General features: G+C 52.5%; 18 protein-coding genes. 2 read left to right on the top strand and 16 right to left on the bottom strand.

All coding sequences use genetic code 11. The features are described from left to right. The 16 genes from OXH16_08705 to OXH16_08780 all read right to left on the bottom strand — a co-directional run. On the bottom strand, positions 1-964 hold a 964-nt coding region (locus tag OXH16_08705), incomplete at its 3' end, for a M81 family metallopeptidase (GenBank protein ID MCY3681466.1). A 29-nt stretch (positions 965-993) separates the two neighbouring features. After that, positions 994-2,424 carry a CehA/McbA family metallohydrolase gene (locus tag OXH16_08710; protein ID MCY3681467.1) on the bottom strand — a complete coding sequence of 477 codons (1,431 nt, stop codon included), beginning with the start codon at positions 2,422-2,424 and terminating at the stop codon, positions 994-996. 16 nt (positions 2,425-2,440) lie between these two features. Continuing rightward, positions 2,441-4,429, bottom strand: a complete 1,989-nt coding sequence (locus tag OXH16_08715; GenBank protein MCY3681468.1) for a hypothetical protein — start codon at positions 4,427-4,429, stop codon at positions 2,441-2,443. 28 nt (positions 4,430-4,457) lie between these two features. Then, entirely contained in the window at positions 4,458-5,930 is a 1,473-nt protein-coding gene (locus OXH16_08720; GenBank protein MCY3681469.1) for a sulfatase-like hydrolase/transferase, read from the bottom strand. 14 nt (positions 5,931-5,944) lie between these two features. Continuing rightward, entirely contained in the window at positions 5,945-7,294 is a 1,350-nt protein-coding gene (locus tag OXH16_08725; GenBank protein ID MCY3681470.1) for a hypothetical protein, read from the bottom strand. A gap of 12 nt (positions 7,295-7,306) precedes the next feature. Beyond that, positions 7,307-9,295 carry a hypothetical protein gene (locus OXH16_08730; GenBank protein MCY3681471.1) on the bottom strand — a complete coding sequence of 663 codons (1,989 nt, stop codon included), beginning with the start codon at positions 9,293-9,295 and terminating at the stop codon, positions 7,307-7,309. 100 nt (positions 9,296-9,395) lie between these two features. Beyond that, complete coding sequence (locus tag OXH16_08735; protein ID MCY3681472.1) at positions 9,396-10,385, bottom strand: PorV/PorQ family protein; 990 nt, start codon at positions 10,383-10,385, stop codon at positions 9,396-9,398. A 15-nt stretch (positions 10,386-10,400) separates the two neighbouring features. Beyond that, positions 10,401-12,659 (bottom strand): hypothetical protein, encoded by a 2,259-nt coding sequence (locus OXH16_08740; protein MCY3681473.1) that lies wholly within the window; start codon positions 12,657-12,659, stop codon positions 10,401-10,403. A 14-nt stretch (positions 12,660-12,673) separates the two neighbouring features. Further along, on the bottom strand, positions 12,674-15,727 hold the full coding sequence (locus OXH16_08745) for a TonB-dependent receptor (GenBank protein MCY3681474.1): 3,054 nt from the start codon (positions 15,725-15,727) through the stop codon (positions 12,674-12,676). Between the two features lie 12 nt (positions 15,728-15,739). Next, positions 15,740-16,450 (bottom strand): hypothetical protein, encoded by a 711-nt coding sequence (locus OXH16_08750; GenBank protein ID MCY3681475.1) that lies wholly within the window; start codon positions 16,448-16,450, stop codon positions 15,740-15,742. 92 nt (positions 16,451-16,542) lie between these two features. Beyond that, positions 16,543-16,944: a response regulator gene (locus OXH16_08755; GenBank protein MCY3681476.1), complete on the bottom strand. Its 402-nt coding sequence runs from the start codon at positions 16,942-16,944 to the stop codon at positions 16,543-16,545. Between the two features lie 318 nt (positions 16,945-17,262). Continuing rightward, positions 17,263-19,026, bottom strand: a complete 1,764-nt coding sequence (locus OXH16_08760) for a sigma 54-interacting transcriptional regulator (protein ID MCY3681477.1) — start codon at positions 19,024-19,026, stop codon at positions 17,263-17,265. An 84-nt stretch (positions 19,027-19,110) separates the two neighbouring features. Beyond that, the gene (locus tag OXH16_08765) at positions 19,111-20,193 is read right to left on the bottom strand and encodes an Ldh family oxidoreductase (protein MCY3681478.1); all 1,083 of its coding nucleotides are present in this window, start codon (positions 20,191-20,193) and stop codon (positions 19,111-19,113) included. Between the two features lie 79 nt (positions 20,194-20,272). Next, the gene (locus tag OXH16_08770; GenBank protein MCY3681479.1) at positions 20,273-21,166 is read right to left on the bottom strand and encodes a CPBP family intramembrane metalloprotease; all 894 of its coding nucleotides are present in this window, start codon (positions 21,164-21,166) and stop codon (positions 20,273-20,275) included. A gap of 3 nt (positions 21,167-21,169) precedes the next feature. Further along, on the bottom strand, positions 21,170-22,315 hold the full coding sequence (gene dgoD / locus OXH16_08775) for a galactonate dehydratase (protein ID MCY3681480.1): 1,146 nt from the start codon (positions 22,313-22,315) through the stop codon (positions 21,170-21,172). After that, positions 22,312-23,712, bottom strand: coding sequence for a hypothetical protein (locus OXH16_08780; GenBank protein ID MCY3681481.1), 1,401 nt, complete (start codon positions 23,710-23,712; stop codon positions 22,312-22,314). The genes dgoD and OXH16_08780 overlap by 4 nt, the downstream gene beginning before the upstream one ends. Positions 23,713-23,878: 166 nt before the next feature. On the opposite strand from OXH16_08780, the gene OXH16_08785 reads away from it, so the two are divergent. Continuing rightward, entirely contained in the window at positions 23,879-25,192 is a 1,314-nt protein-coding gene (locus OXH16_08785) for a hypothetical protein (GenBank protein ID MCY3681482.1), read from the top strand. Positions 25,193-25,287: 95 nt separating this feature from the next. After that, entirely contained in the window at positions 25,288-26,415 is a 1,128-nt protein-coding gene (locus OXH16_08790) for a fatty acid desaturase (GenBank protein MCY3681483.1), read from the top strand. The last annotated feature ends 37 nt before the right edge of the window (positions 26,416-26,452 follow it).

Consider the following 26,452-nt stretch of genomic DNA (forward strand, 5'->3'; position numbering starts at 1 on the left):
GTTCTCGCACAATGGCATTGCTATCACCCGATGCGCCAGAACTGGTCGCGTCGGCTGCATCCATCATGACGACGGTTCCAGAATCGACTTCTGCAGCGAGCCGGACGCTTTCTTCGAGACCCGTCAGAGGCACCTGCATCTTTTCGTGATGCTTCCAGAACCGGTTTGCCAGATCCACCGCGTATTGCATGGCGGCGGCTTCATCGCCATCCATGACAACGATGCTATTTGTTCGAAGCTCCGGAACATCGGTGAACGGGTTTCCCCACATCACGCCCGCAGAAAGACCCGCTTCGCTGGCTTCGATCTGCTTCGCCAGTTGAATACATTCTCGAATCGCCCCGGTCTCAGTGATCATTTCATCGCCACGCACCAGCGCCGGGATCTTGACCCTTGCAGTCACGGGACGGATGTTTCCATCCAGCATCCTAGTCAACAGGAAGGCCGCGCGCTTTCCTGTTTCGACGAAGTCTATATGCGGATAGGTGTGGTACGTGACGACAGCATCACAGTGCTCGAGCATCCTATCGGTGAGGATACCATGCAGGTCCAGGGATACCACAATCGGAATCTGGTCACCGAGGATGCGGCGGGCTTCCTGTAGCAGGTAGCCTTCGGGATCATTTTCGCCCTCTGCCTGCATGGCACCGTGAAGCGAGAAATAAGCCCCATCCACTTCACCAGCATCCCGGATACTTTCGAGAAACTCATCGCTCAAGCGGTCAAATCCGTCTTTTGAAAGCACACCTCCAGATGTATTCGCACACGCTCCGTATGTGGGCACGAGGAGAAGCGCCTCTTCTCGGTCCAAAACGCTCAGGGCACCGCCGACTTCGTGACCAACGCCGCGATGGAAATCGAGCATATCAGGCCCACGCACGATTCGAAAATCGCCGTACTGGCTGGGCACGGGATTAAACGTCGAGACTTCCTGCTTGCACTCTGCAATGATCACTCTATCCATGATTTTCTCCATAGGCGGCGCAGAGCGAATCAGGGCTCGACCCACACCGGGCTGGACCAGGCCATTTGACCGTCTTTTCGCATAAGGCGGCCATAATAGTAGTCCATGCCGCCCGAGCCCGCGTCTTGCGTATCCCAGAGAATTTCGCATTCGCCGGGTTCAATCTTCTGGATGGTTTCGCCGTTCCGCACAATCTCAATAAGCGTAAAGGGGGACTCGCTGGCAGCTTCCAGGCGGATCTGACGGGGGCCGTCGTGCCTGACGGTGGATCCCATAAAAGCACCACAGACTTCGAAACGGAGGTACACGCGGACATTCATGGTACCAAAAACGCGGCGATTCCACATGGCTTCGAATGCGGCTTCACGGGTGAGTTCCTTCGCCCAGAAACCCATGATGCCCTGCCGTGCGGTGAGGTGGGATTGCGCCATGTTTTGCAGGCTGGAAAGGTCGTCTCCTGGCCTTCCATCGTGGATGTCTCCGCTACCAATGATGCCGAATCGGTAGCCCAAGTTCAGAGCATCGATGACGTGCTGGCCGTCTGTCTCACCATCCTGAACTCTGATGGGATAGGGGTTGCCCTGGTGTTCGGCCCTTTCGCTGCATGCCCACACAGAGTGAATTTCTACAAGGCGTTCCATTTCGGGATCGTGCCCCGCGTGCCATTTGACGCCCATCTGGGTATTGGCCGAATGGTGCGGGACGAGGAGGGCACCGTGCTCTCTGGCGGCTCGATAGAGACCTTCCAGATCCTGATAGGGCGAGTCCGTAGCGCGAAGAATAGGACCGTAGTCTCCCGGGTAGTAAACGTTTCTGTGGCCAACTTCGAAATTGGTCCATTCAAGCGCCACGAGTGTGGCAAACCGGCCCGGTTCATAGTGGTCGTTTGCCACACTGACGAAGTAGTCCCACTGTCGATCTGTCAGGGCTTCGGCGTGATCGGTCATTGAAAACAGGTCCAGAAATCCTTCGTCGCGGGCAAAACCATAGACTTCCTCGGGAGAACGAATAGCGTCGCTAAAAATGGTGTGGGCGTGGGTGTCTCCCCAGAAGAGGCGTTCTACCGGGGGATCCTGACAAACGCGAATGGGATTGCTGCGGGCCTGCTTTCCATTGGCCGTAACGGTAATATAGTGGAAGCCTTCCCGAGTATAGCGAATTCCCGGTATGGCGGCAATAGGCCGACGGCCCCCTTCGAATGTATATGTGGCCGGCCCCTCATAGCCGTCACCGCCAGAAAGCTCAATTGAACCCTCGAATTCGGGCAGGACATTGTCTTTGAAAGCCAGTCCCCTTGGAGACAGATTGTACCGGCTGCTCAGTTGTGGTTCGGTCTGGTTGAGAGGGAAGCATTCGGGAAGAATCTCCCGAACCTCTCCGAGCAGCTTGAGCTTCAGCTCAAACGGCTCGCCGATTCCGACCACAGATGGGGCTACGATAAAAAAACCTGATAAGTCCATTGAAACATCTCCTCTCTCAATACCAGTGAATCATGTGGCCTTGACCGGGAAACCAGATGATATCTACCGCAAAAGATATTCCCACACCGACGGCCCAACCGACAACCAGGCCCAGTGCAAAGGGCTGAAATCGCCTGTAGAGGACAACGCCTCCGATCTTCATAACCAGCGCCTTTACCAACCAGGCCAGAAAAATTGTGAAACCGATCCTCCTCATTGGCCATGAGGTGGAAAGCGGAAAGCCGATCGGAGAAAGGGGCCACCCTGGAAACCTGTAACGTAGAAAGGTCAACAGGGCAGAGACAGCCACTCCGATTCCAAAGAAAGACAGGCGATTCCAGTCCGTGGAAAAGGGCGTTCGGATTTTTGTGAGTGTGTCGATAAAGGGAACCTGACTTCCCAGGCCAAATACCCAGATATTGAAGTTGTAGGCGCCCTGGCTGTATCCCAGATAGAAGGTAACCACAATGGAAATCACGACTCCAGCAATGATCGCACCACCCAGTGCCGACATCAGTCCTCGTCGAACCTGGGGAATTCGATCCGCGAGTTTGCCCATTTGCGTGAACGAGGGCATGAACATAGCTGCGCCCCGGGTAACGAGCATATAGGTGAATACCATGGCCGTCATGCTTTCTGGAGGCATACCATATGACCCCAGAAGATATATGGTAGCCGACTGACCCGTCACCGGTACGACGACATAAAGAAGGCCCGTCTCCGCTACGATACGGGCAACACCAAGGTATCCGACGAGAGTACAGGAAATCAGGACGATGGCCATCTTATAACTCATCCCCGCATGGTGCAGAAAGCCGATCACATAGACGAGCCCGAAGACCAACCCGAAAATAGCTATGCGGTAGGACATCATTTCTTCTGAACGACCAGCCTGGGCGGAACGGAAGGCCTGGTAGAAGACTTGCTTGATGTGATTTCGCCCAACCCAGAGTCCCCAGAAGACGATAAAACACATCGCCCCCCAGCTTTGCCAACCCACTGCGGGATTTAGAGAGGACCAGGGATCACCACGGGTGCCTATGGTGTACCCAAACCGGTTGAAAACGCCGCTTTGTAAAATGAAAAGTAAAAAAAAGAACCAGGCGCTGAACAGGGCCTCGAGATTGACGAAGAAGGCGAAGGCAAAGGCGAAAAAGCTGATGTGGAAATCAATCGTCGGAAAACCGGTTGCAAAGGTAAACCACTGAGGCAAGAGTGGGAAAGCGGGAATACCGGGCATGAAGTAGCCTGGGATATTCCAGCAAACGATGCCACAAGAAACCGCGAATCCACCCCAGAAAATGCGGCCGTGCATATATTCCGGCAACCACCCCACAGCCCGCGACCTCATTGCCATATCGATCCCTACCCCGATGATGGGATAATCGAGGCGTTCGTAATCAGTCCATTGTTTTCTCAAGCATACGACAATACATGCCGAGACCAGGGCAATACCCCCGGCAAAACTCAGCCACCAGAGAAGAGGACCAATCCAGACCTGCCAGGGAATCCGCATACCACCGGGCAATCCCTCAAAGAGATACCGCATGGAATCGCCGGAGTTCGATGGTGCCATCCAATCGGGAATGTAGGGATGAAAATAGATACCCCATCCGTTTTCCGGCGTCGCCAGATAATACGGCGTCGCCAGAATGCCGAGAACATATCCGATGAATCCATTGGTGGGCACGACACTGCCGACCAGTCCCATACTCATTACTGTTGCCAATTCCGAAGGTGCAAGCGAAAACCGGGGGCCAAACACTCGTCCGGCCACAGCGGAAAAGACAGTCAACAATAGAAAAAGAATAAAGTTGACCATCGGAAAATGGCTCAGGTTCCATGTCGAGGAATGTATGATGTAGTCGGACCAGGTCACCCAGAAATTTGCCAGACCAGCAAAGCAAAGCCCAATGAGTACCGAGCGAAGGGTCAACCCCCTAACACGAGAAGAGTCGGGCACTTGATCTCGACGGTCGCGTGGAGTTTCTAATGTTTGGGACACGTGATCACACTTAATTTGAATTCACCATCTATCGAAATTCGATGTCTTCCACATCCGGCACGGCTACAGTGTCTTCGTGTATGGGCTGGACGGCCTGGCCCCATGCTGAAATGGTGCGATAATCCCGATCCAGAATAGCTGTTTCACTGATGATATCTGCGGGATCCCAATCTTCGTAGAGGCGTTTCAAGAGCTTCTCTCGCACATCCTGGTACCGCGTGTCCAGGCCTAAATCATTGAGTTCTCCGGGATCTTCTTCCAGATTAAAGAGCGCTGGAGGGGTGGGTTCGTTGTACTTGTAGAGCTTCCATGCTCCCTTGCGGATCATGCGAGAAGGCACTTCGTTGGCTTCCCAGAGATGTTCGCTGAAGGTTTCATCGACCCAGTTCGGATCGTTCTCTCCGCACATCTGGGGCCACAGCGAACGTCCATCGGTAGCAGGCATCGGAGGAGCGCCAGCCACCTCGGTCAGGGTTGGTCCAATATCCATGAGGTTGCAGATGCTATCGCTGATTCCACCCGCGGGGATAACCCCGGGCAAACGGGCAATGAGGGGTACGGAAACAGATGCTTCGTAGTAGTTGCTCTTGGACCACAGTCCGTGTTCTCCGGCCATTTCGCCGTGGTCAGAGCAGTAGATGACCAGCGTGTTTTCAGCCAGCCCCGTCTCGTCCAGCTTCTGGAGCATCTGGCCGACGATGCTGTCAAAATACTCGCACATAGCAAAATAGGCTGCCCGGGCCACGCGGATGCGTTCCTCGGGCAGCGGATGATCGAGGTCTCGCAGGCGTTTCAGCTTGCGGATAGCCGCAGGTGCTCTCTGTGCCTCTTCCGGCGTTGGCTGAGGAACATCTACCCGGTCGTAATAATATTCAAAGAGTTCCTTTGTAGCGGCGATATAGGGGCAGTGCGGAAGAACAAAGCCAGCCACAGCGGCAAAGGGACGATCCCTCTCATCATGGGCCTTCTCGTCCAAATAATCAAGGGCAGACGCAACGACCATGTCATCATACGCCTGATAGGTACACATCCCATAACCGGCATATTCTACGCTCACGCGGCTCTGCCCAGATACACCCAGAGGCATTTTGCGAAACAGGGGAGCGCCCTGCAAAGAAACACCAGGGTGATGTGCGCCCCATTCGCCAATGGGCCGTCGCTCAAATCCGTGCCGCTGATCCGATCCAACAAAGTGCATGCGTCCAATCAGGGCAGTTTCATAGCCGGCTGCACCCATGCCATGTGCCCAGGTGGGGATGGCAGAAGAGAGGATATGGCTATTTGTCCAGACGCGGTTCGCGGTGGGCGTTCTGGATGTCATAAAAGCCATCCGGCTGGGAACGCAAAGCGGTGCTGCGCAATAGGCGTTGTTGAACCGTATGCCTTCGGCAGCAAGCCGGTCCATATGCGGGGTTCGAACCACTTCATCGCCATAACATCCGATGTGAAATTTGCTGTGTTGATCGGACATGATCACCAGAATATTGGGTCTATCTGCCATATGAATCCCCTCCGTTATGCCACGACCTGCCGGAGCAGTGCCAGGCAATTCTCATTGATCAGACCGCCCGCCTCGGGATCGACCTGGCAGGCGTGGGTAACTTCGTATCCTCCCTCGGGGTAGGCATCCACGGTAGGGACATACCCAATGGAGCCATTGGTATAGCCCACGAAGAAAGTGTGATCGAAAGGCGATTGATTTTTCACAAGCGTGCCATTTTCGGTAAAAATCTCCGCCGGTGCAGTCACAAAAGCGAGATCGCCTATTCGCCATGCCTGTAATTCCGTCTCAACAGGATCGAGTGGAACACCCGTCTCGTAGCTTCTAATCGCTTCCCGCACCCGACTTTGCCTGAGTGCGGCCCAATGTCGCCGCCCATCGGAGAGATTTCTCGATTCCAACTCATGAGCGAATTCTCCATCGAGCTGTTTCGCGCTTTTTAACTCGCCGTACATGTAGCGAGGCAGGCTTATGGTTTTTGACGCGATATTCAAACCTTGCGCCTCGCCAACGCTGATGGTTTCCCACACGCGCACCACTTCGCAGCCCAGTCGAATGCCCAGACTGTCCGATGGTTTGTGGAGATCTTCTGGTCGCTGATCCGGAATCCGGAATCCGGCCGCTGGATTGATATCGCCCGCCGCCCCTTGTAGAAAGAGACAATACGCGCCGGTAAGACCTTCTACCACCTGGGTCATCTTTCCGGAAAACCCGGCGGAAATGGCGCGTTGCTGAGAAGTCTGTGCAACCGGATGCGTCGCAAAATTGACCAGACAGGCGATAGGGTTTCCCTCTGTATCTTCAATCCGCGCCACACCGACCTCGCGGTCAACGGGTCCATCGTAGTTGTTGCCGAGTATAATCCGCCCATCAGGGGTCTTCTCCCTGCGGTTGATACCAATATCGGAACTGCCCCAGCCGATACCCATTCGCGCTGGCCTCAAATTTTGCTGTGCTTCCTGTACCAGGCCCGATAGTTTGAATCCGAGATGAATTCGATAGGCATCGACCAACTCGGAGGCTTCAGCCGGTCCCGGACCCGGCGATGGGGATTGCTTACCTGCTCGATCGACATCAGGTCCGTAATGGGTGTGGCTGCATGCCAGGGTAATCCGATTGGCGGAGATTCCCGATGCAGCCTGGATGAGTTCGCGAAACTCGGCGACTGTTTCCGCCCTAAACTGGAGGAGATCCAAAGCGATTAATACGGCCTGTTCTTCCGCGCAGGAAACTGCCATAGCCGTGGCATATAACGGGTCATTTACGCGCGTCGATGATCCCCGCCCCGCAAATCCGACCATGGGTATGCCCACCGCAGGGGTGATGTCGGTGCGGGCAATGCCGATTTCTATTGCATTTGCCATAGTGCCTCTCTTTCAATACGAGTGGATCCCGTGTCCGTTGCCGGGGAAGTAGAAGATATCAACCAGGAAAGAGATGCCAACTCCGGCTGCCCAACCGACCAGGAGCCCGACTGCAAAGGGCTGGCACCGACGGTAGAGCACGGCACCCCCCAGTTTCATGATGACGGCCTTGATGAACCAGGCCAGAAAGATAGTAAACCCTACTCTGCGCATGGGCCAGGAAGTGGCCAGGGGAAATCCAATGGGTGAAAGGGGCCACCAGGGAAAGCGATAGCGCAAAGCCACCAGCGCGGCCGAGACCAGCACCCCGAATGAAAAAAAGGAGATGCGATACCAGTCTGTTGTGAATGGCGACTGCATCTTGACCAGCGTATCGATGAAAGGACGCTGGCTGCCGCCCCCGCCCAACACCCATACGTTGAAGTTGTATGCCCCATGCGTGTAGCCCAGATACAGGGTTACAATGGCGGCAACCAGAACTCCGACCACAATTGAGGCACCAAGCGCGTAGATCAGACGCCTTCGTATCTGGGGAATCTGATCTGCAAGCTTGCCCAGATGGGTCAGCGAAGGCATGAACATACCGGCACCCCTCGTGACGAGGATATAGGTGAATGGCATGGCTGTCATCGAGGATTCCGGCAGGCCACGCGATCCCAGAAAATATACGGTGGAGGACTGCCCCGTTACCGGTACGACCACGTAGAGCAACCCGGTTTCCACCAGGATGCGGGATACCCCCAGGTAGCCGATAAGCGTGGAAAGCAAGAGCGCGATGGCCATGGTATAGCTCATACCCGCACAGTACAGAAATCCAATGGCATAAACCAGTCCACTGATCAGGCCGGTAAGAGCCATCCGGTAAGACATCATTTCTTCAGCTCTGCCTTCACCCGGTACCCCCCAGATGGCCTTTGAAAAAACGTCGCGTAGATGGTGGCGAGCAACCCAGATCCCCCAGGCCACGATGAAGCAGAGAGACCCCCAGCTTTGCCAGCCAACTGCGGGGTTGTGGGAAGACCAAGGATCTCCCGAAGTGCCGATGGTGAACCCAAATCGGTTGAATACCGCGCTCTGGATTAGAAAAATCAGGAAGAAGAACCAGACGCTGAACAGGGCTTCAAGCCTGGCAAAAAATGCAAAAGCCAGTGCAAAAAAGCTGATGTGGAAGTCAATTGTGGGAAAACCAGCGGCCAGCGTAAACCACCTGGGAAGTAGAGGGAATTCGGGCAGGCCGGGTATGAAGTAACTGGGAATATTCCAACAAACGATTCCGCAGGCGACCGAAAAACCACCCCAGAACAGCTTGCCTTTCATGTATTCCGGCAGCCAGTTCCGGGGATTCGAGCGCAGCGCCATGTCGATGCCTACGCTGATGATGGGATAATCGAGCCGTTCGTTCTCCGTCCATTGCTTGCGCAAAATGACAACCGTGCAGGCCGAGATCAGCGTAATCGACGCTGCAAATGTAAGCCACCAGAAAAGCGGGCTTGCCCAGGTTTCCCAGGGGATGTGCACACCTTTGGGTAGGCCTTCGAAAAAGTAGCGCACAGCGTCGTTTTCATCTCGCGGCGCCATCCAGTCGGCAAGGTGGGGGTGAAAGTAGAGCGCCCAACCATTCTCGGGGGTGGCCAGGTAATACGGCATGGCCAAAATGCCGAGCACATATCCCATAAATCCGTTGGTCGGCACGACGCTGCCCACCAGCCCCATGGCCAGAACGGTGGCGAGTTCGGCAGATGAAAAAGACCAGCGCGGTCCAAATAATCTGTCTGAAACCGATGATAAGACTGTGAGGATGACAAACGGAATGAAATTCACCATGGGAAAGTGGCTCAGATTCCAGGCCGAGGAATGAATTATGAAATCCGACCACGTGACCCACAGGTTGACCAGACAGACCACACCCAACCCAATCAGAAACGAACGCAACGTGATCCCCCGCTCCTCTGCGGCGGAAGGCACTGGATGGCTAACGATGGGATCTTGCAGAGAGGACAAATCTCTCCTCGCAATCCTTTGAGCGACAGGCTTGTATCAGGCCTATCATTGGCCTGACCCAGGGGGCCTGCCGCCCAGTGATCTCGCAAACTGATCGGGTCTAAAAACTCCCACTCAGAGACACGCGCAGCGGAGCATCGAAGCCACCCTCAATCGCCGAATAGGCAAAATCGACAGAGACCTGCCTACCTCCCACATAGTTCACGCGAACACCGGCACCAAGTGAATAACTCTCGATGTCGTAATTGGTCTTGTATCCAGCTCGAAGCGCGAGCACCCTTGCGACCCAGAGTTCACCGCCAAAATGTAACCGCTCACCGAAATCAGTGGCATAGCTGAAATCGACTGCGGCTGTGAGGTAGGTGGGATCTTCTATCGTTCCGTAAACTTCCATAGCAGCGGCGATATTGAAGACCATTGGCATGGCGAAAGTGACCGCTTCCGGCGTTACGTCTTTGCCGAAATTCTGCAATGTCATCGCCAACCTGCTGGAGCCAAATCCCGTGTAGAACAGCGTGCCGAGTGAGACATCGTAACTGGAAATTTTCTTGTCGTGCAGCGTTTCCTGAATCCAGCGACCGTGAACGCCGAAGGAGAGCCTATCGGTCATTTTCTTCGCGTAAAGAAATCCGATGGCGACATCCCCAGCATTCACCATCTCTCCCGTTCCGAGCGGCTGGAGTATGGTGGTTTCCTTGCTCTTCTCAGGGTAGAAACCGATAAAGGTAACGCCCACCACGCCATAAGGCGTATTCGCCGCAACAGCGCTGGAAGCAACCGTGCTGTTTACCAACCATCGGTTGTAAGAGAACACGTACTCGATCCGTTTCATATGAGTCAAGCCGGCAGGATTCTTGAATGCCGCATTGATATCATTGGATATGGCCGTGTACGCATCCCCCATTCCCACCGATCGCGCCCCCTGGGAAATCTTCAGAAATGCAAATCCTGTAAGCCCAATTCGCGAAGCAGCGGTTGAGGAATAAATATCCTCATCCTTGATTTCCACATATCCCTGTCCCTGGGCGGGCGATTGCAGCAAAATCACAATCGCGAATACGCAGATTGATGCGTATATCCTGGTCATCATAGCAAAGCTCCTTGACTATTTGATGATTACAAATGAACCGAACCGCATCTCCCCCTGAGATGAGCCCACAAGAGACTCTACAGAGTAGAAGTAGATGCCTGACTGTACTTCCGGCCTCGCGAAGGATCGCGGCGCCTGATTCCATTCTGCCTCTCCCAGGGGCGAATCGTGATTGATCGTCCAGATCAGGTCTCCAGATGGAGAATAGATCTTGATCTGGGCCTTTCTGGGAATATTTGTAAATCGAATCTTTCTGGATCCCGGATACCTGTGTGTGCCATCATCCCGATAGGGATTGGGCACAACCAGGATTTCATCGCCGAAATTGTCTTTGGTATCAGTTGCGGGGATCTTCGGACTGGTGAAGACCTGCATCCGCTGCTCAGGCGAGGAATACCCGCTTTCCATGCCACTCTGGACATTCTGCCGCACCTTGTCGGGCAGGTCTGCAAGCGTCTTGGTACCGTCGTTATTAGTCCAGGATGAATGCCCGGAATCGACCGAGCGGACCGAGTACCAGTAGTTGAAGCCGGGAGCGGAAGTCTCATCCTCGAAGGAATAGATGCCGCCACTCAAATGCGCGGCATCTCCCACGGGAATCTCTTTCAGCAACTTGTAAGGCCCCGCTTCCTTGGTCCCCGAACGATAGACCCGGTAGGCTCTTAAGTCGGCCTGGCCATAGTCTGGATCCAACGCGCGATCGGCATCATCTGGCCATGTGAGGAGAACCTGCCCACGTTCGCTATTTCCCACTGAAAATCGCACATCCGGAGGCGGGTCGGGCAGATCGTAGCCGCTATCGTAGGCGAATTGAGCACGGCGCACATGATCCACGAGGGCCTCCCGGCCCAGAGAAACCTCGTCCTGATTGCCCGTTTGCGCCCATTCGATGACGCCCATACCCTTGGCGTCGGCAGCTGTTCCCCCGGCAAAAACCGCCACGATTTTCACTTTTTCACCAGGACCAATATCGTATGGTCCATACGTTTGACTGTGGGCGTAATCACCGATGTCGATGGGATTGGATTGGAATCCCTGGTCTTCGACGAGTTTGTTCCACAGTTGCTCATCACCATCATTACTGGGATCCGGGTATGTGTAGTTATTTCTGCTGAAGATTTCCCACCACTTTACCGACACCGGCTGATCCGCGACTTTTGGCGCAACGTAGTTTTCCGAATCGTTTGTAAAGGGTGGGGTATAATCCAGAGGGGCAAACCCAAAGTACTGGAAGTCTGTCAGTTCCCCATCGACTCGCGCCGTGCCTTTGAACAGTGAATGGTGACGCGCCGAAACGTAGGGTCCACCAACGTCATCCCACAAAGTAGAAGGCGCGTCCCCGTCGTAGTGGTAACTGAGCTTTAGATCCGCATATTCAGCTGGACCATCGTAGTTAGCTGCACCGGTGTATCTGTAGAAATCGTCCCTCAATTCGGGGAAATCGACCCACCACGCACCCGGGCTTGAAATAAAGCACCCCGCCTGAGAGATGGTCATGATGTTTACGAACGCAAAATAGACGTCGTTGAGTTGCACGGGCATACCGGGATCCGGCTGGCCGTCTCCGTTGGCGTCTCCATTGTTGTGGAAAGTATATTCGTAAATGATGAAGTCGTCAAAGTCGGGATAGCTCCAGGAAAAGGCTTTTTGCGACACACTGATACCCGTTTTGGAGGACCATGCCGTGATGAGAATTTCCTCACCTTGAGAATCGTCCCCGATATACCGCCCATAGTCGTGGTTGTGGATTTCCACAGGCTCACCCACAATTGGAGGTGCTCCGGGCCAGTAGTTGGACATCGGGCTGAACCCGGTAAAGTGGGAGGCGGTCATAAATCCCAGATCTTTTTCCGGGCTGTTGACAATGTCATAGACCTTTTCCCGAATATCCTCGGTTTCCTGACTCGGGCCAACTGCCGAGGTGCCGTGATCTCTTGTTAGAATCATTACACCCTCGCCCCGAGAGGTGTCGTATCGGCGGGTAAACCGCGGATACCAGTGATAGTTGACAAAGCTCCAGTATTGCTCAAACTCGGTGGGTTCCAGCGGAATGATGGAACCCGGATATTGCATACCGGCTATATCCCTCATCACCTGTCGGTGAACCCGACCTGTGAGTCCGTTTCTGTACGTATGCCAGACCTTCCCCCGCGTCATGTGTCGGAATTTCCTCTGGAAGGGACTCGACTGCGCCCACAATTCCGAAGTTAGCAAGAGGGTCGCCAGCAATGGAAAAAGCAGAAACAAGATGCTTCTTCTTTTTATAGTAATCATGTTGTCTTATCCTCTTAGAAGCTGAGTCTCAATCCCAAATGCACCTGCCTTGGGGAGCCCAGAAAGGCCCTGTCGTTCGGATCTCCGAAATCCCTGTAGAGCTGGTCTGTTGGTACGGGTCTTCTCAAACCCCATTGAATATAATCGAAGTTGTTTACCCGCCGATCTTTCTGATTGAACAGATTGTATGTTTCGACGAACAACGTGACATCGAAGCGGTCCCCCAGGCCGTAGAACGTCTTTTGGGCATTCAAATCAACCCAGGTGCGAAGTGGCTCATTTCGTTCCTCCACGCCACCTTCTGGAAGCGAGTATTCGAACCGGCTGCCGGTCTGCATGCGATAAATCATGTTGGCCTGAATATTCCCGAACAAACCCGCTTCGCCAACCATTGGACCCCAATCGCTCGGCGTTCGATAGAGAAACGCCACGCTCCCAAATGCCGTTCTGTCCCTGCCTCGTATGCCGCCAATATTCAACTCGGAAAGAATGGGAGTGATAGCCCAGATGCCAGGTTCCTTTTCAATAGCCGCCAGAAAATGTTCATTCGGTCCTGCCGCCCCCTTGCTGGGACCACCACCTGCCTGGATGTCGCGAAGGAGTTGATTCGCTTTGGATCCGATTTCTCGGAGCTCATCCTGGGTCAGTGGAATTGGAACCTCCTGCCCGTTTCGAATCTCATAGCCAAGCCAGTAATTTCCAGCGGCGACCCACGTTGAATCCGGGAAGAACCGGTCTCCTGCTCCCCCTGCACGCCCTCCCGATAGCCACTGCGCGTTAAAGGAAGTCTGAAACGCGAAGTTATTGCTGAATCGCTTCTGGAAACCCAGTTCAATTCCCTTGATATCCTCATATCTAATACTCAAGTTGACACGGATCTGCTCGGTTCTCCCCGTGCCGGGGTCCTGCCAGATCGTCGTCTCGCCGCCCGTTGTACCAGTAGATAACTGATTATCTACCGTTTTGTAGTAGGCGGTTAGCGACAGGGTATAGTCCGAAACCACGTTCCAGTCGGTCCCCACTTCAAAACTGGTGGTTTTCTCAGGCGGTGTCGCCATGTTTCCAACGCCGATCTGGTTTTCCTTTCCGAGATCATTGAACCTCTCCTCGGGATCGATCTGTCCGTTGTCGTTGATGTCGATGTCGGGAAAGCTCCCCACCCAGACCTGCCGATTCATCGTCCAGAGATTCGGAAATTTGTAAAATCTCCCATAGAAAAACCGGATGGTGCTTGCAGCGGTGATGGGATGTGAAACACCCAATCGAGGGCTGAACGCGATTTTGGCATCGGCGTCTGCCCGTGGTGCGTTTCGAAAATGTCGGAGTTTGTTGTACATAGGTGATGTTTCAAAAGATGGAACTGCGGAGCCTTTTTCTCCATTGTGGAATCCATCCAGACGAACGCCTGCATTGACGATCATGCCGCTGAATTCCATCTTATCTTGCAAATAGAGTCCCCACTGAAAAGGGTTGATTCCCCGCTGAAAGTTTCCATCTGAAGCCCCATCTTTTGAGTAAAAGGCAACGACGCGGCGAGATTCGTTTTCTCCAATCTCCCCAAATGCCCAGGCGTCGGAATAGGTGAAGTCAATCCCGGTCTTGACCAGATGTCCCCTCGTGATCTGGCTGGAAATATCGAACTTGACGTTGTAACGCGCGCGCGCTGAAATTTCGTAGGCACGCACGTCGCGCGACAGGTTGAAGTACCCGGCCGCATCCCTGCGCAGGGGCTGGGTCGCTGCGGGAATATCGCTGGTATCCTGTTTGGAAAAAGAGCGCGATATTTTGGCTTCATAGAATGTCTTTGGACTCAGGGTATGGGTCAAAGAGACGTAGATCAAACTCTCACTATCCGTGAACCGTCCCGCAGAACTTCCTTCCGGTAGAAAGATGTTTCTCCCACCGTCTCCCAGACCTCGGATAGCACCGGCCGTAGCGCTTCTGCCCAAACTGGTGCCGTTGTTCCACCCTTTGCTCCAATGGTAGAATCCGCCGAGCTTGACCTTTACATTGTCTGACATATTGTAATTTAGCTTGACTGTATTGCGGGTATTTTCAGGAGTGTGCGAGGAAGAGGAAGGAAACGAACGGGAGGACCGATCAAAGCGCGTGCTGACGAATAGCCCGGCGTCAGGCGTAAGTGGTCCAGATAGATTCGCCTCTATGAAATGGCCTGCTGCACCGGTATAATCGATCCGCTGGTGAATAGTTTGTCCCGTTTCGGGATCTGTCTCATTTTCCCAGGCGGCATCTCCCCACTTCAAGTTATCTCTAAACTGAGGGGCGTCGTAAACGTCGTTGCCCCAGTGTTTTTTGCCCGAAGGATCAAACTTGTACTCCAATCGTCCCGAATAGTTTTCCCCTGCCTCCCGCGTGACCAGATTGATAATACCGGCCTGGGCATTGCCATATTCTGCCTCCCATCCTCCGGTCAATATGGTGAGTTCCTGGACAGCCGATGTGTTTTGAAACTGGAAACGGTCAAATGCACCCACGCCATCGGTGGTCACAATGGGGATTCCATCTATGTAATAAGTCACATCCGCGGCACCAGTTCCGCGAATCATGTCGTTTCCCTCCGGCAAAACGCCGGGCTGTAAAGCGAGGAGTCCAGAGACGCTTCTGATGATGGGAAGCGACTCGATATCCTCTGATCCCATGATGTATTTGCTGGTGGTTTTATCCGGTTCCACGGGTGGACGCTCGGCAATCACAACCAATTCTGTGGCCTGTAGAGCTATTTCCTCCAGCGCGAAATCGACCGTCGTAGTCAGGTCAACGGCGACTTTTACATCGGTTTGAGATATCGTTCCATAGCCCACCAGAGATGCAGTCAGTGTGTGCACCCCAGGTGGTACGGTAAGAATAAAATAAATTCCATCGGCGTCTGTGGTAGCCCCCAAACGCATCCCTTTGACAACCACATTGGCTCCGGGAAGCGGTTGTCCCTGCGCATCTCTGACAGTACCGGAAATCTTTCCCGTAGTGGCAGCGAATGTCAAATCAGCGCCAAACAGAACCAGACTCAGCGTCATGCACCACAGGAGAATTCGTTTTGATTCTCGCATATTGTGTTCCCCCTAAAAGTAGGTCTTCACGCGAATGCCCAGGTCCAGCGCATGAAAGGGAAAAACCTGCTTCAATCCCCACGCCTCCATGGGGCGTAACTGACCTATGATAATGTGGTATCGACCACGCAAATCAAGGGCGAATCGATCGGATGTATAGAAAGCAACGCCCAGACCGAAATTGATACCGACAGTTGTTCGGACATCCCCGTCGGATTCCAGAACAATGCTGGTGTTCAACGAATTACCCGTTTGGCCTGGAAAGATCAGCCCAGTTTCAGTAGTACGATAGTGATACATACCGCTCCCGAATGTGAAATAAGGCCGAGCCTTTTGGTCGTTGAGTTGCTTGCCAAAAAAGAAGACGCCGTTGACCAGAAAGCTGTGAAAACGCATCTTGGATTGCGCGTTGGGACTTTTGTAAGACTGAAGATCTGTGGTACCGGTAGGCGCCCACATAAACTCGGCATCCTCCAGGCTCCCACCGTCAAACCGGGCGTGGTGGTATTCGTACTCCACCTCTATCCGCGCATGGCGATGATACACAATATTGACCCCGAATTGCGGGGCCTGTGTAAACCAGGTTCGGAGTCCCAGTACAGGCAGGTTCACGCTAATATTCCCCGCGATGCCCACTCGGGGAGTAAATTCCTGGGCGAATGAGATTCCCCCCAGGGCCAACACGAGAACTCCGCCAAACAAAATACTTCGAAATCGAATCATAAACGCCTCCTCTCGGATTTGGTGTAATCAGGATGAGTCCACATCTATCGCAACTATTGTAGCTATCTATTGTAGCTATGTTAAACGCGATATCACCTCCTTTGTCTATGTTTACTCAAAAGGTGTCTGCTTTCTAACGCGGTTGCCTGTAGCAAAAACTGGTAGAGGGTATCGTATTCGCCAGGACCGATGATACAGTAGGAGGCCCCAGCTCGCCTGACCTCTATTTCCTGCTGAATAGAATGTTTATAGGCAGCCAGGATGACGATTATATCTGGCACTGTGGATTTGATATTTCTGATTATATCCACTGCCTGCATATCCTGGAGACTGTCGTCTATCACGGCAATGTCCACAGGAGTACTCATAATCATATCCAGACAAGCCTGCCCGGAACGCACTTGAGTCTGTTCCACAGGTTCGCCAGACAGAAGATTTTTCACGTCCCAGACCAGCCGGGAATCTTCGGAGACAATCAAGATGCGTCTGTCCAACGTATATCCCTCGCGATAATCGGGACAGAAATTGAGGCAGTAGATTTGGCAGGGATTGAGTGTGATTTTAAGGTAGCTGAATCAATTCGTGAAAATTATTTTATTTCGTCTAATATGATATATAAGCAAAAAAAGTGCCAGACAACGAAAAAAAATGGAAATCAGATTGTCTGGCACAATTAGACTATTATTTTATATATATTTACGTGAATGGAATTGAATGGAGAATTCCTGCAGGACCCGGGAATTCCAGTTTGGCGGGAAGCATCTGGTACGTTCCCTCAGGATACAGTTGTTTCGAAAGGAAGCACTGAAGGATTAAAACCCGGATTCATGATGAAGGGTTGCGCTTTCCAACATTTTGTAAACCTTTTTCCGAGAGATACCGAGAAGTCGAGCAGCCTGGGTTTTGTTTCCATCGGCTTTTTGGAGTGCTTCCTGGAGTAAAGCCTGCTCTACATCGTAGAGTTTACCCCGTGTGTCTGTGTGTCCATCCGCCTGCCAGTGTATTCCCAGTTGGTCTGGCAGGTGGTGTTTTTGAATTGTGCCGAAGTTCGCCGCAGTAAGAGCACCCTGAATGACAAAGCGCAGTTCCAGTAGATTGCCCGGCCAGGGATAGGCCATCAGAGATGCAAGTGCATCGTCGTGAATTCGAGGAGCCGGACGTTGTTGCCGAGTGGCGAATAATTTGACAAAATAATCTGCGAATTCTGGAATTTTCTCTTTTTGTTCCCGCAAAGTCGGAATGTGAATGACAAACCCACTCAATCGGGTATAGAATCCGACAGACAGGCTTTTCTCTTTCATGGCCCGATGCAGATCTTGCGACGTATAGGCAATGACGCAAAGATTTTTTGGAAGATCCCTGGAAAACCCGGTCGGACGCATCCTGTCTCCTTCGAACAAGCTAAGCAGCAGCATCTGAATCCGGTACGGTATGGCCGTAACTTCGTTGAGATAGAGCGTGCCGCTTTCGGCCTGGTGTATATATCCTTCAAAATGTCCTTGTGTATCTTCAAAAATAGAATTTCCGAACAGCTCTTTTTCAAAAAGTTCGGGTGGAATCGTATCGCAGTTGACGATGACGAAAGGCCCTTTTGCATAGAAGCTCTGACGGTGGATTTCCCGTCCAACCATCAGGGATCCGGTCCCTTCTTCTCCCTGGATCAACACGCCTGTCGGACTTTTTGCTGCACTTTGAATTTTCCGTCTCAAGGAGGTTGACATCACTTTGGAAGGCAGATAAAATTCGTCCGGGTCCAGGGACATGCTAATTTGTCCTGTGGATCGCACAAGAGATTGGATATCCTCTTCGAGTTTCACCCCCAACCGGGTAATCCACTTCCCTTTGGAAAACAAATATGCATTTTCAATGACGTTTTCAAGCTGACGCACATTGCCGGGCCAGGAATAGTTGGTAAGCTGTTCTATTATGGTCGGGTGGACGCCCAGGATGTTGCGTTTAAGGCGTCGATTGAGCTTCTGGATGAAAGCGGCGACCAGTTCCGGGATGTCTTCTAAATGTTCCCGCAGGGGTGGGATATAGATGGTGACTGCCCCGAGCCGGTAATAGAGATCTTCCCGGAAGCTCCTATTCCAGAGCACCTGCTCCAGGTCGCGGTTGGTGGCTGCAATGACCTGGACGTCCAGGGGAATTTCTTCCGTGCTTCCGAGAGGTCGAATGCGCTTCTCTTGAAGAACGCGCAAAAGTTTGACCTGGGTCTCGAGCGGGATTTCGGTAATCTCATCCAGAAAGATGGTCCCTGTATCAGCAGATCTGAAAAGGCCCGCGGTTTCGTTTACGGCGCCGGTAAAAGCACCTTTTTTGTGTCCAAACAGTTCGCTTTCAAAGAGTTCTTTGGGAATAGCGCCGCAATTCACGGGCACAAAAGGATTCGGGGCGCGACCACTTTTGTGGTGGATGTACTGAGCGATCAGGTCTTTTCCGGTGCCGCTCTCTCCCGCAATTAGCACGCTTCCCGCCCCTTTAGCAGCCGCTTGCATCTGGCGATAGACTTCCTGAATTTGCGGGCTTTTACCTATTACAAAATTGTATTCGATTTCAGGATTAATCGCATTCATTAGTACCTTTCCTTATTTATTCTTCAAGATAACCTAATTTATTGCAAGGCACAAATATAATCCGAGGCATTTCCCAACTTATTTTTAAGTCTTTACGGCTTCCCACCGCTGGGGTTCCAGCCCGACAGCGCGCGCTTCCTCGCAGATCATTGACCAGGTCGTATCATCTACCTCGATCCCCTCCATCTTCCGCTGCGTCGCGCTGCGGAATTCCGGCTCTCCGGGCAGCAGGATTTCCTCAAATCCAGGGGCCACGCGGCTCGACTTCACATGCCGGATCAATGCTTCCACCTCGTCGTAGTAGGCCTCCTGGTCGGTAAAGTGCGCAATGTCGTACACCGTCAAAAGCACGCCGTTGCTGATCATCTGGCGCTCGCCGGCAGCGCATCCCTGCCCGCTGAGAGTGCCTCCCAAAAGCTCCACCACCAGACTCAACGCAAAGCCTTTGTGGGCAACCACGCCGCCCATAGGGAGAATTGCGCCCCGCGGATCGGCCGAAAAATCTCCCGGATCCACGGTCGGATTCCCCTCCGAATCGATCAGCCAACCCTCGGGGACCTGGTGCCCGCTGTTGATCGCCACCCGCACCTTCCCTTCTGCCACCACCGAAGTCGTCATATCTACCAGAATCGGCTCTGCCTTCCGTCGGGGGGCAGCAAATGCGATCGGATTGGTGCTCAGGCGTCCGTCGATTCCCCCAAAAGGGGCGATCTGATAACCCAGGTGCCCGGCATTCACAAAGATCAGACCAATCAATCCTTCCCGGGCGACCATGAGCGGATACGCACCAGCCCGGCCTATATGGCTGGTATTCCGCAGCGCGACGCAACCGACGCCGTGTATCCGGGCCTTCTCACTGGCCAGCTTTGCTGCAAAGGTCGCGCCCACCTGTCCCATCGCCCCCTTCGCATCCACAACAGCCAGGCAGGGATACTCCTCGACGACCACCGGAACCGCCCGGGGCTGGAACCGCCCTTCCCGGACCGCCCGGGCATACTCGTAGAACCGGATGGCGCCGTGAGAGTCGTGACCGAAGAGATTCGACTCGACAAGGTGGTCCACGACGGTCCGCGTGTCCTCGGGCGTACACCCGGCAGCTTCGAAAAGCTCGTAACCAATCCGGCGTAAAGCCTTCGCTTGAAATTTAGGCACGGCAAACCCTTTCATCTGTCGGTATAGTGCTTCAGTCGTATTCGCAGGTTTCTTCGATATCCTCGCCCCAATTAAGCCCGTTTCGGAACAGAGATCAAGGGACTGGTCGTTTACTGCGGAACAATATCCAATACATAATGACTGCAGAGGCGATGTAGGCAACTGTGCCTGCCCAGACATTGACCTCTTTTATGGTAAAGATGGCATTGGTAGATAGCGCGGAGCCTTCGTAATTGACGAGGACCGCGGCAAACATGTTATTCGCGGCGTGGATACCTATGGCGAGTTCTGCACCATTGTCCTTGAGCGTGACAAGAGCGAGAAATGCACCGACGACAAAGTAGGAAATCAACATGGGTGCTACGCCATACGCTGCGATCTCGGGATTCATCAAATGGAACAGGGCAAAAGGCAGAGCATTGAGAATAACGAGAGCAATCGGATGTCGCGCGAAGTGACCGAGCATTTGCAAGAAATAACTGCGCGTGAGAAGCTCTTCGGTAGTGGTCTGGAAGGGGGTAAGGAGCAAGACGAGAATAGCGAATTTGTAAAAGCGTTCGGGATCCAGGGTATATTCGTAGTTATCGGGAAACATCAGAGCATCAATAGCTGCGAAAACAATACCCAGACCCATCTGCAAACCAAAGCCCTGCAATATGCGGCCCCAGCGGATATGATCGCGCGGTGTAATAAGCGTGAGTAAGGAGCGTTTGTGTGCGTTACAAATACCAATCCACAGGCCGATCAGCACCGTGACAAAGAGCAAATTGAGGGCAATAAAATCCAGAAAAGGACTTGTGCCATCCATGGGAGAACCTTCGGGTTCAGGGCCATAAACAGCAAGCAGGACTGTACCACTGCCAAAAGTCCAGGTGGCAATAATGATCAGCAACGTTAAAATATACCTTGTCCAGCGCGTTTCGCCCCGATTGGCGAGATCGAGAAACGCCTTGCCCATTTTGTCGGGTTGTTCTGTTGTTTCGTTCATATATCACCAATCCGCAACACTGCCATCGTTTTCGTAAAAATATTCGCCGCCGAGTTCCTCTTCGTACACCCCAATATCTCGTTCAGCTTCTTTGGAAATAAGGTCAAAACCCAGACCGGGCCTGGTGGGCAAATCAATATGTCCATCCCTGACAACCCAGGGATCTTGTAACAAGTCCTCACCCAGGCCTGCATCGACTTGCTCTTGAATGAGAAAATTGGGCACAGCGGCATCGACCTGCATACATGCGGAAAAAGCGACCGGCCCAATAGCGCAATGCGGCATAATATGCATATAATACACTTCTGCCATGTTCGCAATGCGTCTGAGTTCGGAAATACCGCCTGCATGCGAGCCATCGGGCTGGATATAAGCGACGGCATTTTTTTCAAAAACAGTGCGAAACTCCCAGCGCGAAAGCAGGCGTTCACCCGTAGCAATGGGAAAAGGCACATGATCGGAAACGTGTTTGAGCGCATCGACATTTTCCTGTGGCACGGGTTCTTCGACGAACATGGGCCGCATGCCTTTGATCTCGTGGCAAATTTCCACGGCAAGCGCAGGCGTCATCTTACCGTGAAAATCAAAACAGAGTTCACAATCGTCACCGACCCACTCGCGCATAGTATAGGCACATTTGACAAAGCGGTTGATCACCTCAGGAGGTTCATGGGCGCGCCACTTGCCACCAGGTCCCGATTTAAAAGCTTTGTACCCACCCTTTTCTCGTAGCATTTCGAGACGCTCACGCGCAGCATCCAACCCGCGTTCTGAACTATCGCGAATCCCCCAATGGGCATAAACGCGAATGCGATCACGCACCGGTCCGCCGAGAAGCTGATAGGTCGGCACATTGAAGTATTTACCAGCAATATCCCAAAGTGCCTGGTCAATACCCGAAAGAGCGGTCATAAGCACATTGCCCCCGCGATAAAAAGCGGATCGATAAATATGTTGCCAGTGGTGCTCAATCCGCAGGGGATCTTTCCCAATCAGATAATCCGCGAGTTCTTCTACGGCAGCCCAGGTACTCCGGGGTTTGCCCTCAAGAGTGGTCTCTCCCCAGCCTACAATACCGGTATCGGTCGTAATTTTGATCAAGCGCATCCTTCGACGGGGAAAGAATTGTTCGATTTTGGCGATTTTCATGATATTTCTCCGGGACTGAAGAATCGAAAAGAAAAGAGGTCTGCCTCCATTAGTTCAAATTGCAAGCGAATGGGTTGGTTCGGAGCGACATCGATAGCATTGACATTTTCCCAGCGAACAGTGCGCGCGATTTCATCGCCAAAAATGTGGGGACAATTGTCGAGCGCAAATTTTGAAAGATGATCGCCCGCTTCGTCGAGCAATGCGACGCGAAGCGATCCGGCCACACTCGTAGAATAATTGATTTCCAACTGAGTACCAGTAAAAGTAAACGGTCTGGTCGTAAGAATACCCGTTTGGGTATCAGCGCGGACAGAAACAAACCCATCTTCGCGCAGAGTGAAACGTCGAATGTGTGCATTGGGCGTGCGATAATTTTGCACAGAATAAAGTGAGAGTTCGCCGGACGCTGTAGAAACGACACGCGGTCCGATAAAAATGGAGCGCTCGTGCCAGTTATTTTGATCCAGACCGGGACGCATAAACGCATCGGCATAAGGCTGGGTGAAATTCAAGCCATCTCTACTGGCGAGAAAGAGGACATCGGAAAGACCTTCGTGATCCCATTCGGGCAGAGCCTGGCGCGTTGGAATAAAGCGTTTGGGGAATGCAAAATAATAGGGTGCGCGTGCGTAAGGGTGAACGGCATTTGTATAAAGTTGATAATCAAAACGCGTTTTACCGTCAATGCGGATATATTGCCATGCGTCCCAATGTATGAAATCCAGCGAAGTCGTCATTCGAATGGCGCGCATACGCGGTTCATTACCATCGGGAAACCAGCCACGCGCGTACAGGACATAACACCCCTGGCACGCATCCCAAAAAGCACTGACCGGACTGTCAAAATTGGGATCTTCTTCAGAAGCGACGATGAGCGGCCCCTCTGCTGCATTTTGCCAGTGAATGCCATCGGGTGAGACGAGGCCGTAGATACGAGCGGGTTTGCCACCGCTCCAGCGCCCCGCTGCTTTGTACCGCTCGGATTCTGGCACACCGGGGCGCTCGTCCTTAAAAACCGCGATATTTTTCGTATTGGGATTGTCAACGCAGATATTGTTATCCGTCGAACCCTTAAAGTCGAACAAACCGAGGTTAGGCCGCTGCCAACAAATGCCGTCTTCGCTCTCGGCATAAGCCGTAAACGTATGGTTAAAACCACCCGTGTCTTGTTGCTCATCTTGAGATCGGTACCACATTCTGTATTTATCGCCATCTTTGATAACAACAGGACACCAACTCGTCTCACCTTCCCAGGGGCGATTGAAAGCGAGACACATTTCGCGCGGGATAGGCGTGTGCTGGTGAATAAGCACATTTTCAAAGCCATCGATGAGATGGTTATCGACAAAGAGTTGGCGATCGTTGGATGCGATAAGTGGCTCTGGTAAATTCATCGCTATGCTCCTCAATTCTCTACATTCACGGGGAATGATCCATAATAGCCGTTTCATTTTATCAAAGCAAGGGGAACCCATGGCCGCTTATCTTCGGATTAAGTTATTATTGATTGACAAATGTTTTATATTCTAAAGAACACAACCACCAATGCAAGGAGACAGAATGGACAGGGAAATCGTAGAAAAAAAAGTAGAAACACTCGAAAAAAGAGTGCGCTGGCAAATGCGGGCGATTATTGGATTGATCATTGTAGTTCTTTTCAACACATCGCCCGCTTTTACTTCAAAGTGGTTTCATCGGCTACTTCCACCAAAATTGACCTCTGTAAATGTGGCAAGTGATACGGGTTTTCGCAATATCGAGTCGCATCGGGAAGAAATTCTGGCGCAACGAATACAGGCACCAGAGCTTGGCCCAGGTAGAGATAAGACAGAATTTATCAATAATATTCTCTCGCACCAGAATGGGACGCCGAGATTGGGAAAACAAGCGCAAGCAAGAGTGCAGCAGATTTTATCCGACACATTGCGGGTACAAACACTACAGACAAGAACACTGCAGATTGTAAATGCAGCGGGAGGCGTCGTCGCCATAATCGGATCGGATAACGTTGGAAATGGTATTTTGCTCGTAGGAAACGCAGCAAGTGCGGCAGTTGCGGCTATATCCGTTGATCAAGCTGGCAATGGAGATATTAGTTTGATAGAAAATAATGCCTCTATTGCGGGAATGGGCGTAGATCAAGCTGGCAATGGTGTGGTAGCTGCATCAAATGCATCGGGTTCGAGCTTTACTCTTCTCAGTGCAGATGATTCTGGAAATGCGGGGCTGATCGTGAGCGGTAGCGCCGAATCGGGCGCAGGTGCAGTCATTCTGGGCTTAGATGAAACGGGTAATGGACTGGTGAGTACCGTCAGTAGCTCGGGTTCGCTCGCGCTTCTCGGTGCCGATAATTCTGGAAATGCTGGACTGGTCGTAGGCACTGCATCTGAATCGGGTACAGGCGTAGTCATTCTGGGTGTAGATGATGTTGGCAATGGCTCAGTCAGTGCCGTCAGTGCCTCGGGTTCAATAGTTGGTTTGGGAGTTGACGCGGCTGGCGATGCAGCCGTATTGGTGACAAACAAAGAGGGCGTTTTGACTTCCATATTGGGTGTCGATGAAAATGGGCACGGTATAATGGGCGTTCTCAACGCCTCTGGACGGCCCATTGCGGCTATGGCAGCCGATGAAGCGGGCAATGGTATATTGGGAATCGAAGACGGTAAATTTTACGCCCATGTAGATACTTTGGGCAACGGAGTCGCAGAGACCCGGGGACAAAACGAGATCCTTCGGTGGTCCTCTGAAATAGCACCAACTGGAGGCGGCGGTGGCACGCCAAGCGGTTTAATAGGTGATCTGGATCAGGATGGCGACGTAGATTTTAATGACTTTTTGATATTTACCACAAATTTTGGCAAGACAAGTGGGTAGCAAGACAGAGAGGTACTGCGAACCCACTTGACGCGCAGGTAGATTCGCGTATCTTGGTCGCTGATTCTAAATTCCCAACAAGCGGATCATAGACTTTGAACACAAAAACCGAAAACATCGGCCAGGACGCGCTCTCTGATCGAGACGTGTTCACAGAAGGTCCCAAATACAACAAACCGCCCGGGAAGGCGCGCATCAAATGGTACCGTTGTCGCGTCCCCCGCGAGACATTGCGCGAACTCAACAAGCGAAGTGATTTCCTCGGATTTGCCCAGACACTCGGTTTCCTGGGCGTGCTAACTGTTGCTGCGGGAGCGGCTATTTACTCATCGCGCCACTGGCCCTGGTATATCACTGCGCTACTGGTCTTCATCAACGGGCACTTCTGGCATTTTCTGGTCAACGGCTTTCACGAACTGGTACACGACTCAGTCTTCAAGACCCGATGGCTCAATCGCTTCTTCCTCCGCATTTTATCCTTCCTGGGCTGGCACAACCATCATCTATTCTGGGCAAGCCATACCGAACACCACAAATACACCCTGCATACCCCAGACGATCAGGAAGTCGTACTCCCTCAAAAAATCGACCTCAAAGGCCTGTGGAAGCGAGCCATTGTAAACCACAAGTATCCCTACACACAGCTCAAAGAGAAGTTTCGAAACTTTACCGGCTATATCAACAGGAAAAATTCCTGGATTGGAATGCTCTTTCCCGAAAGCGATCCAGAGCGGTGTCGCGCCTACACCAGATGGGAGCGCACCTTGCTCATCGGCCACCTCTCGATCGCGGGTATATCTCTGGCATATGGGTACTGGATTGTTCCGCTGGTCATCACATTTCCAAAAATGTTCGGATCGTGGTTGCAATCCCTCTGCAACTCCGCACAGCACGTTGGGCTGCAAGACGAAGTACCGGATTTTCGCCTCTGCTGCCGCACGATCTACCTCAATCCCCTGCTCCAATTTCTCTACTGGCATATGAACTACCACACCGAGCATCACATGTACGCTGCGGTTCCATGCTACAAACTCGGTCGGCTACACAGGCTGATCAAACACGAGATGCCCCACTGCACCCGGGGCTTGCGCGAAACGTGGAAACAAATTGCTGAGATTTTGGACAGACAGGCGCGTGATCCCAATTACCAGTACATTGCCGAACTGCCCACTGATGAAAATCGGCGCAATGTAGAACAACATACAGCGGACACTCACGATTAAAATGCGTGTTTTATATGCAAAACAAAGTAGATAATAA

This window comes from Gemmatimonadota bacterium, assembly GCA_026705765.1.
In the GTDB taxonomy this organism is placed as follows: domain Bacteria; phylum Latescibacterota; class UBA2968; order UBA2968; family UBA2968; genus VXRD01.

Bases quoted from the DNA above. Each gene is read 5' to 3' on its own strand.
- OXH16_08710 (MCY3681467.1), bottom strand. From the start codon at position 2,424: ATGGACTTATCAGGTTTTTTTATCGTAGCCCCATCTGTGGTCGGAATC.
- OXH16_08720 (MCY3681469.1), bottom strand. From the start codon at position 5,930: ATGGCAGATAGACCCAATATTCTGGTGATCATGTCCGATCAACACAGC.
- OXH16_08725 (MCY3681470.1), bottom strand. From the start codon at position 7,294: ATGGCAAATGCAATAGAAATCGGCATTGCCCGCACCGACATCACCCCT.
- OXH16_08735 (MCY3681472.1), bottom strand. From the start codon at position 10,385: ATGATGACCAGGATATACGCATCAATCTGCGTATTCGCGATTGTGATT.
- OXH16_08740 (MCY3681473.1), bottom strand. From the start codon at position 12,659: ATGATTACTATAAAAAGAAGAAGCATCTTGTTTCTGCTTTTTCCATTG.
- OXH16_08745 (MCY3681474.1), bottom strand. From the start codon at position 15,727: ATGCGAGAATCAAAACGAATTCTCCTGTGGTGCATGACGCTGAGTCTG.
- OXH16_08750 (MCY3681475.1), bottom strand. From the start codon at position 16,450: ATGATTCGATTTCGAAGTATTTTGTTTGGCGGAGTTCTCGTGTTGGCC.
- OXH16_08760 (MCY3681477.1), bottom strand. From the start codon at position 19,026: ATGAATGCGATTAATCCTGAAATCGAATACAATTTTGTAATAGGTAAA.
- OXH16_08765 (MCY3681478.1), bottom strand. From the start codon at position 20,193: ATGAAAGGGTTTGCCGTGCCTAAATTTCAAGCGAAGGCTTTACGCCGG.
- OXH16_08770 (MCY3681479.1), bottom strand. From the start codon at position 21,166: ATGAACGAAACAACAGAACAACCCGACAAAATGGGCAAGGCGTTTCTC.
- dgoD (MCY3681480.1), bottom strand. From the start codon at position 22,315: ATGAAAATCGCCAAAATCGAACAATTCTTTCCCCGTCGAAGGATGCGC.
- OXH16_08780 (MCY3681481.1), bottom strand. From the start codon at position 23,712: ATGAATTTACCAGAGCCACTTATCGCATCCAACGATCGCCAACTCTTT.
- OXH16_08785 (MCY3681482.1), top strand. From the start codon at position 23,879: ATGGACAGGGAAATCGTAGAAAAAAAAGTAGAAACACTCGAAAAAAGA.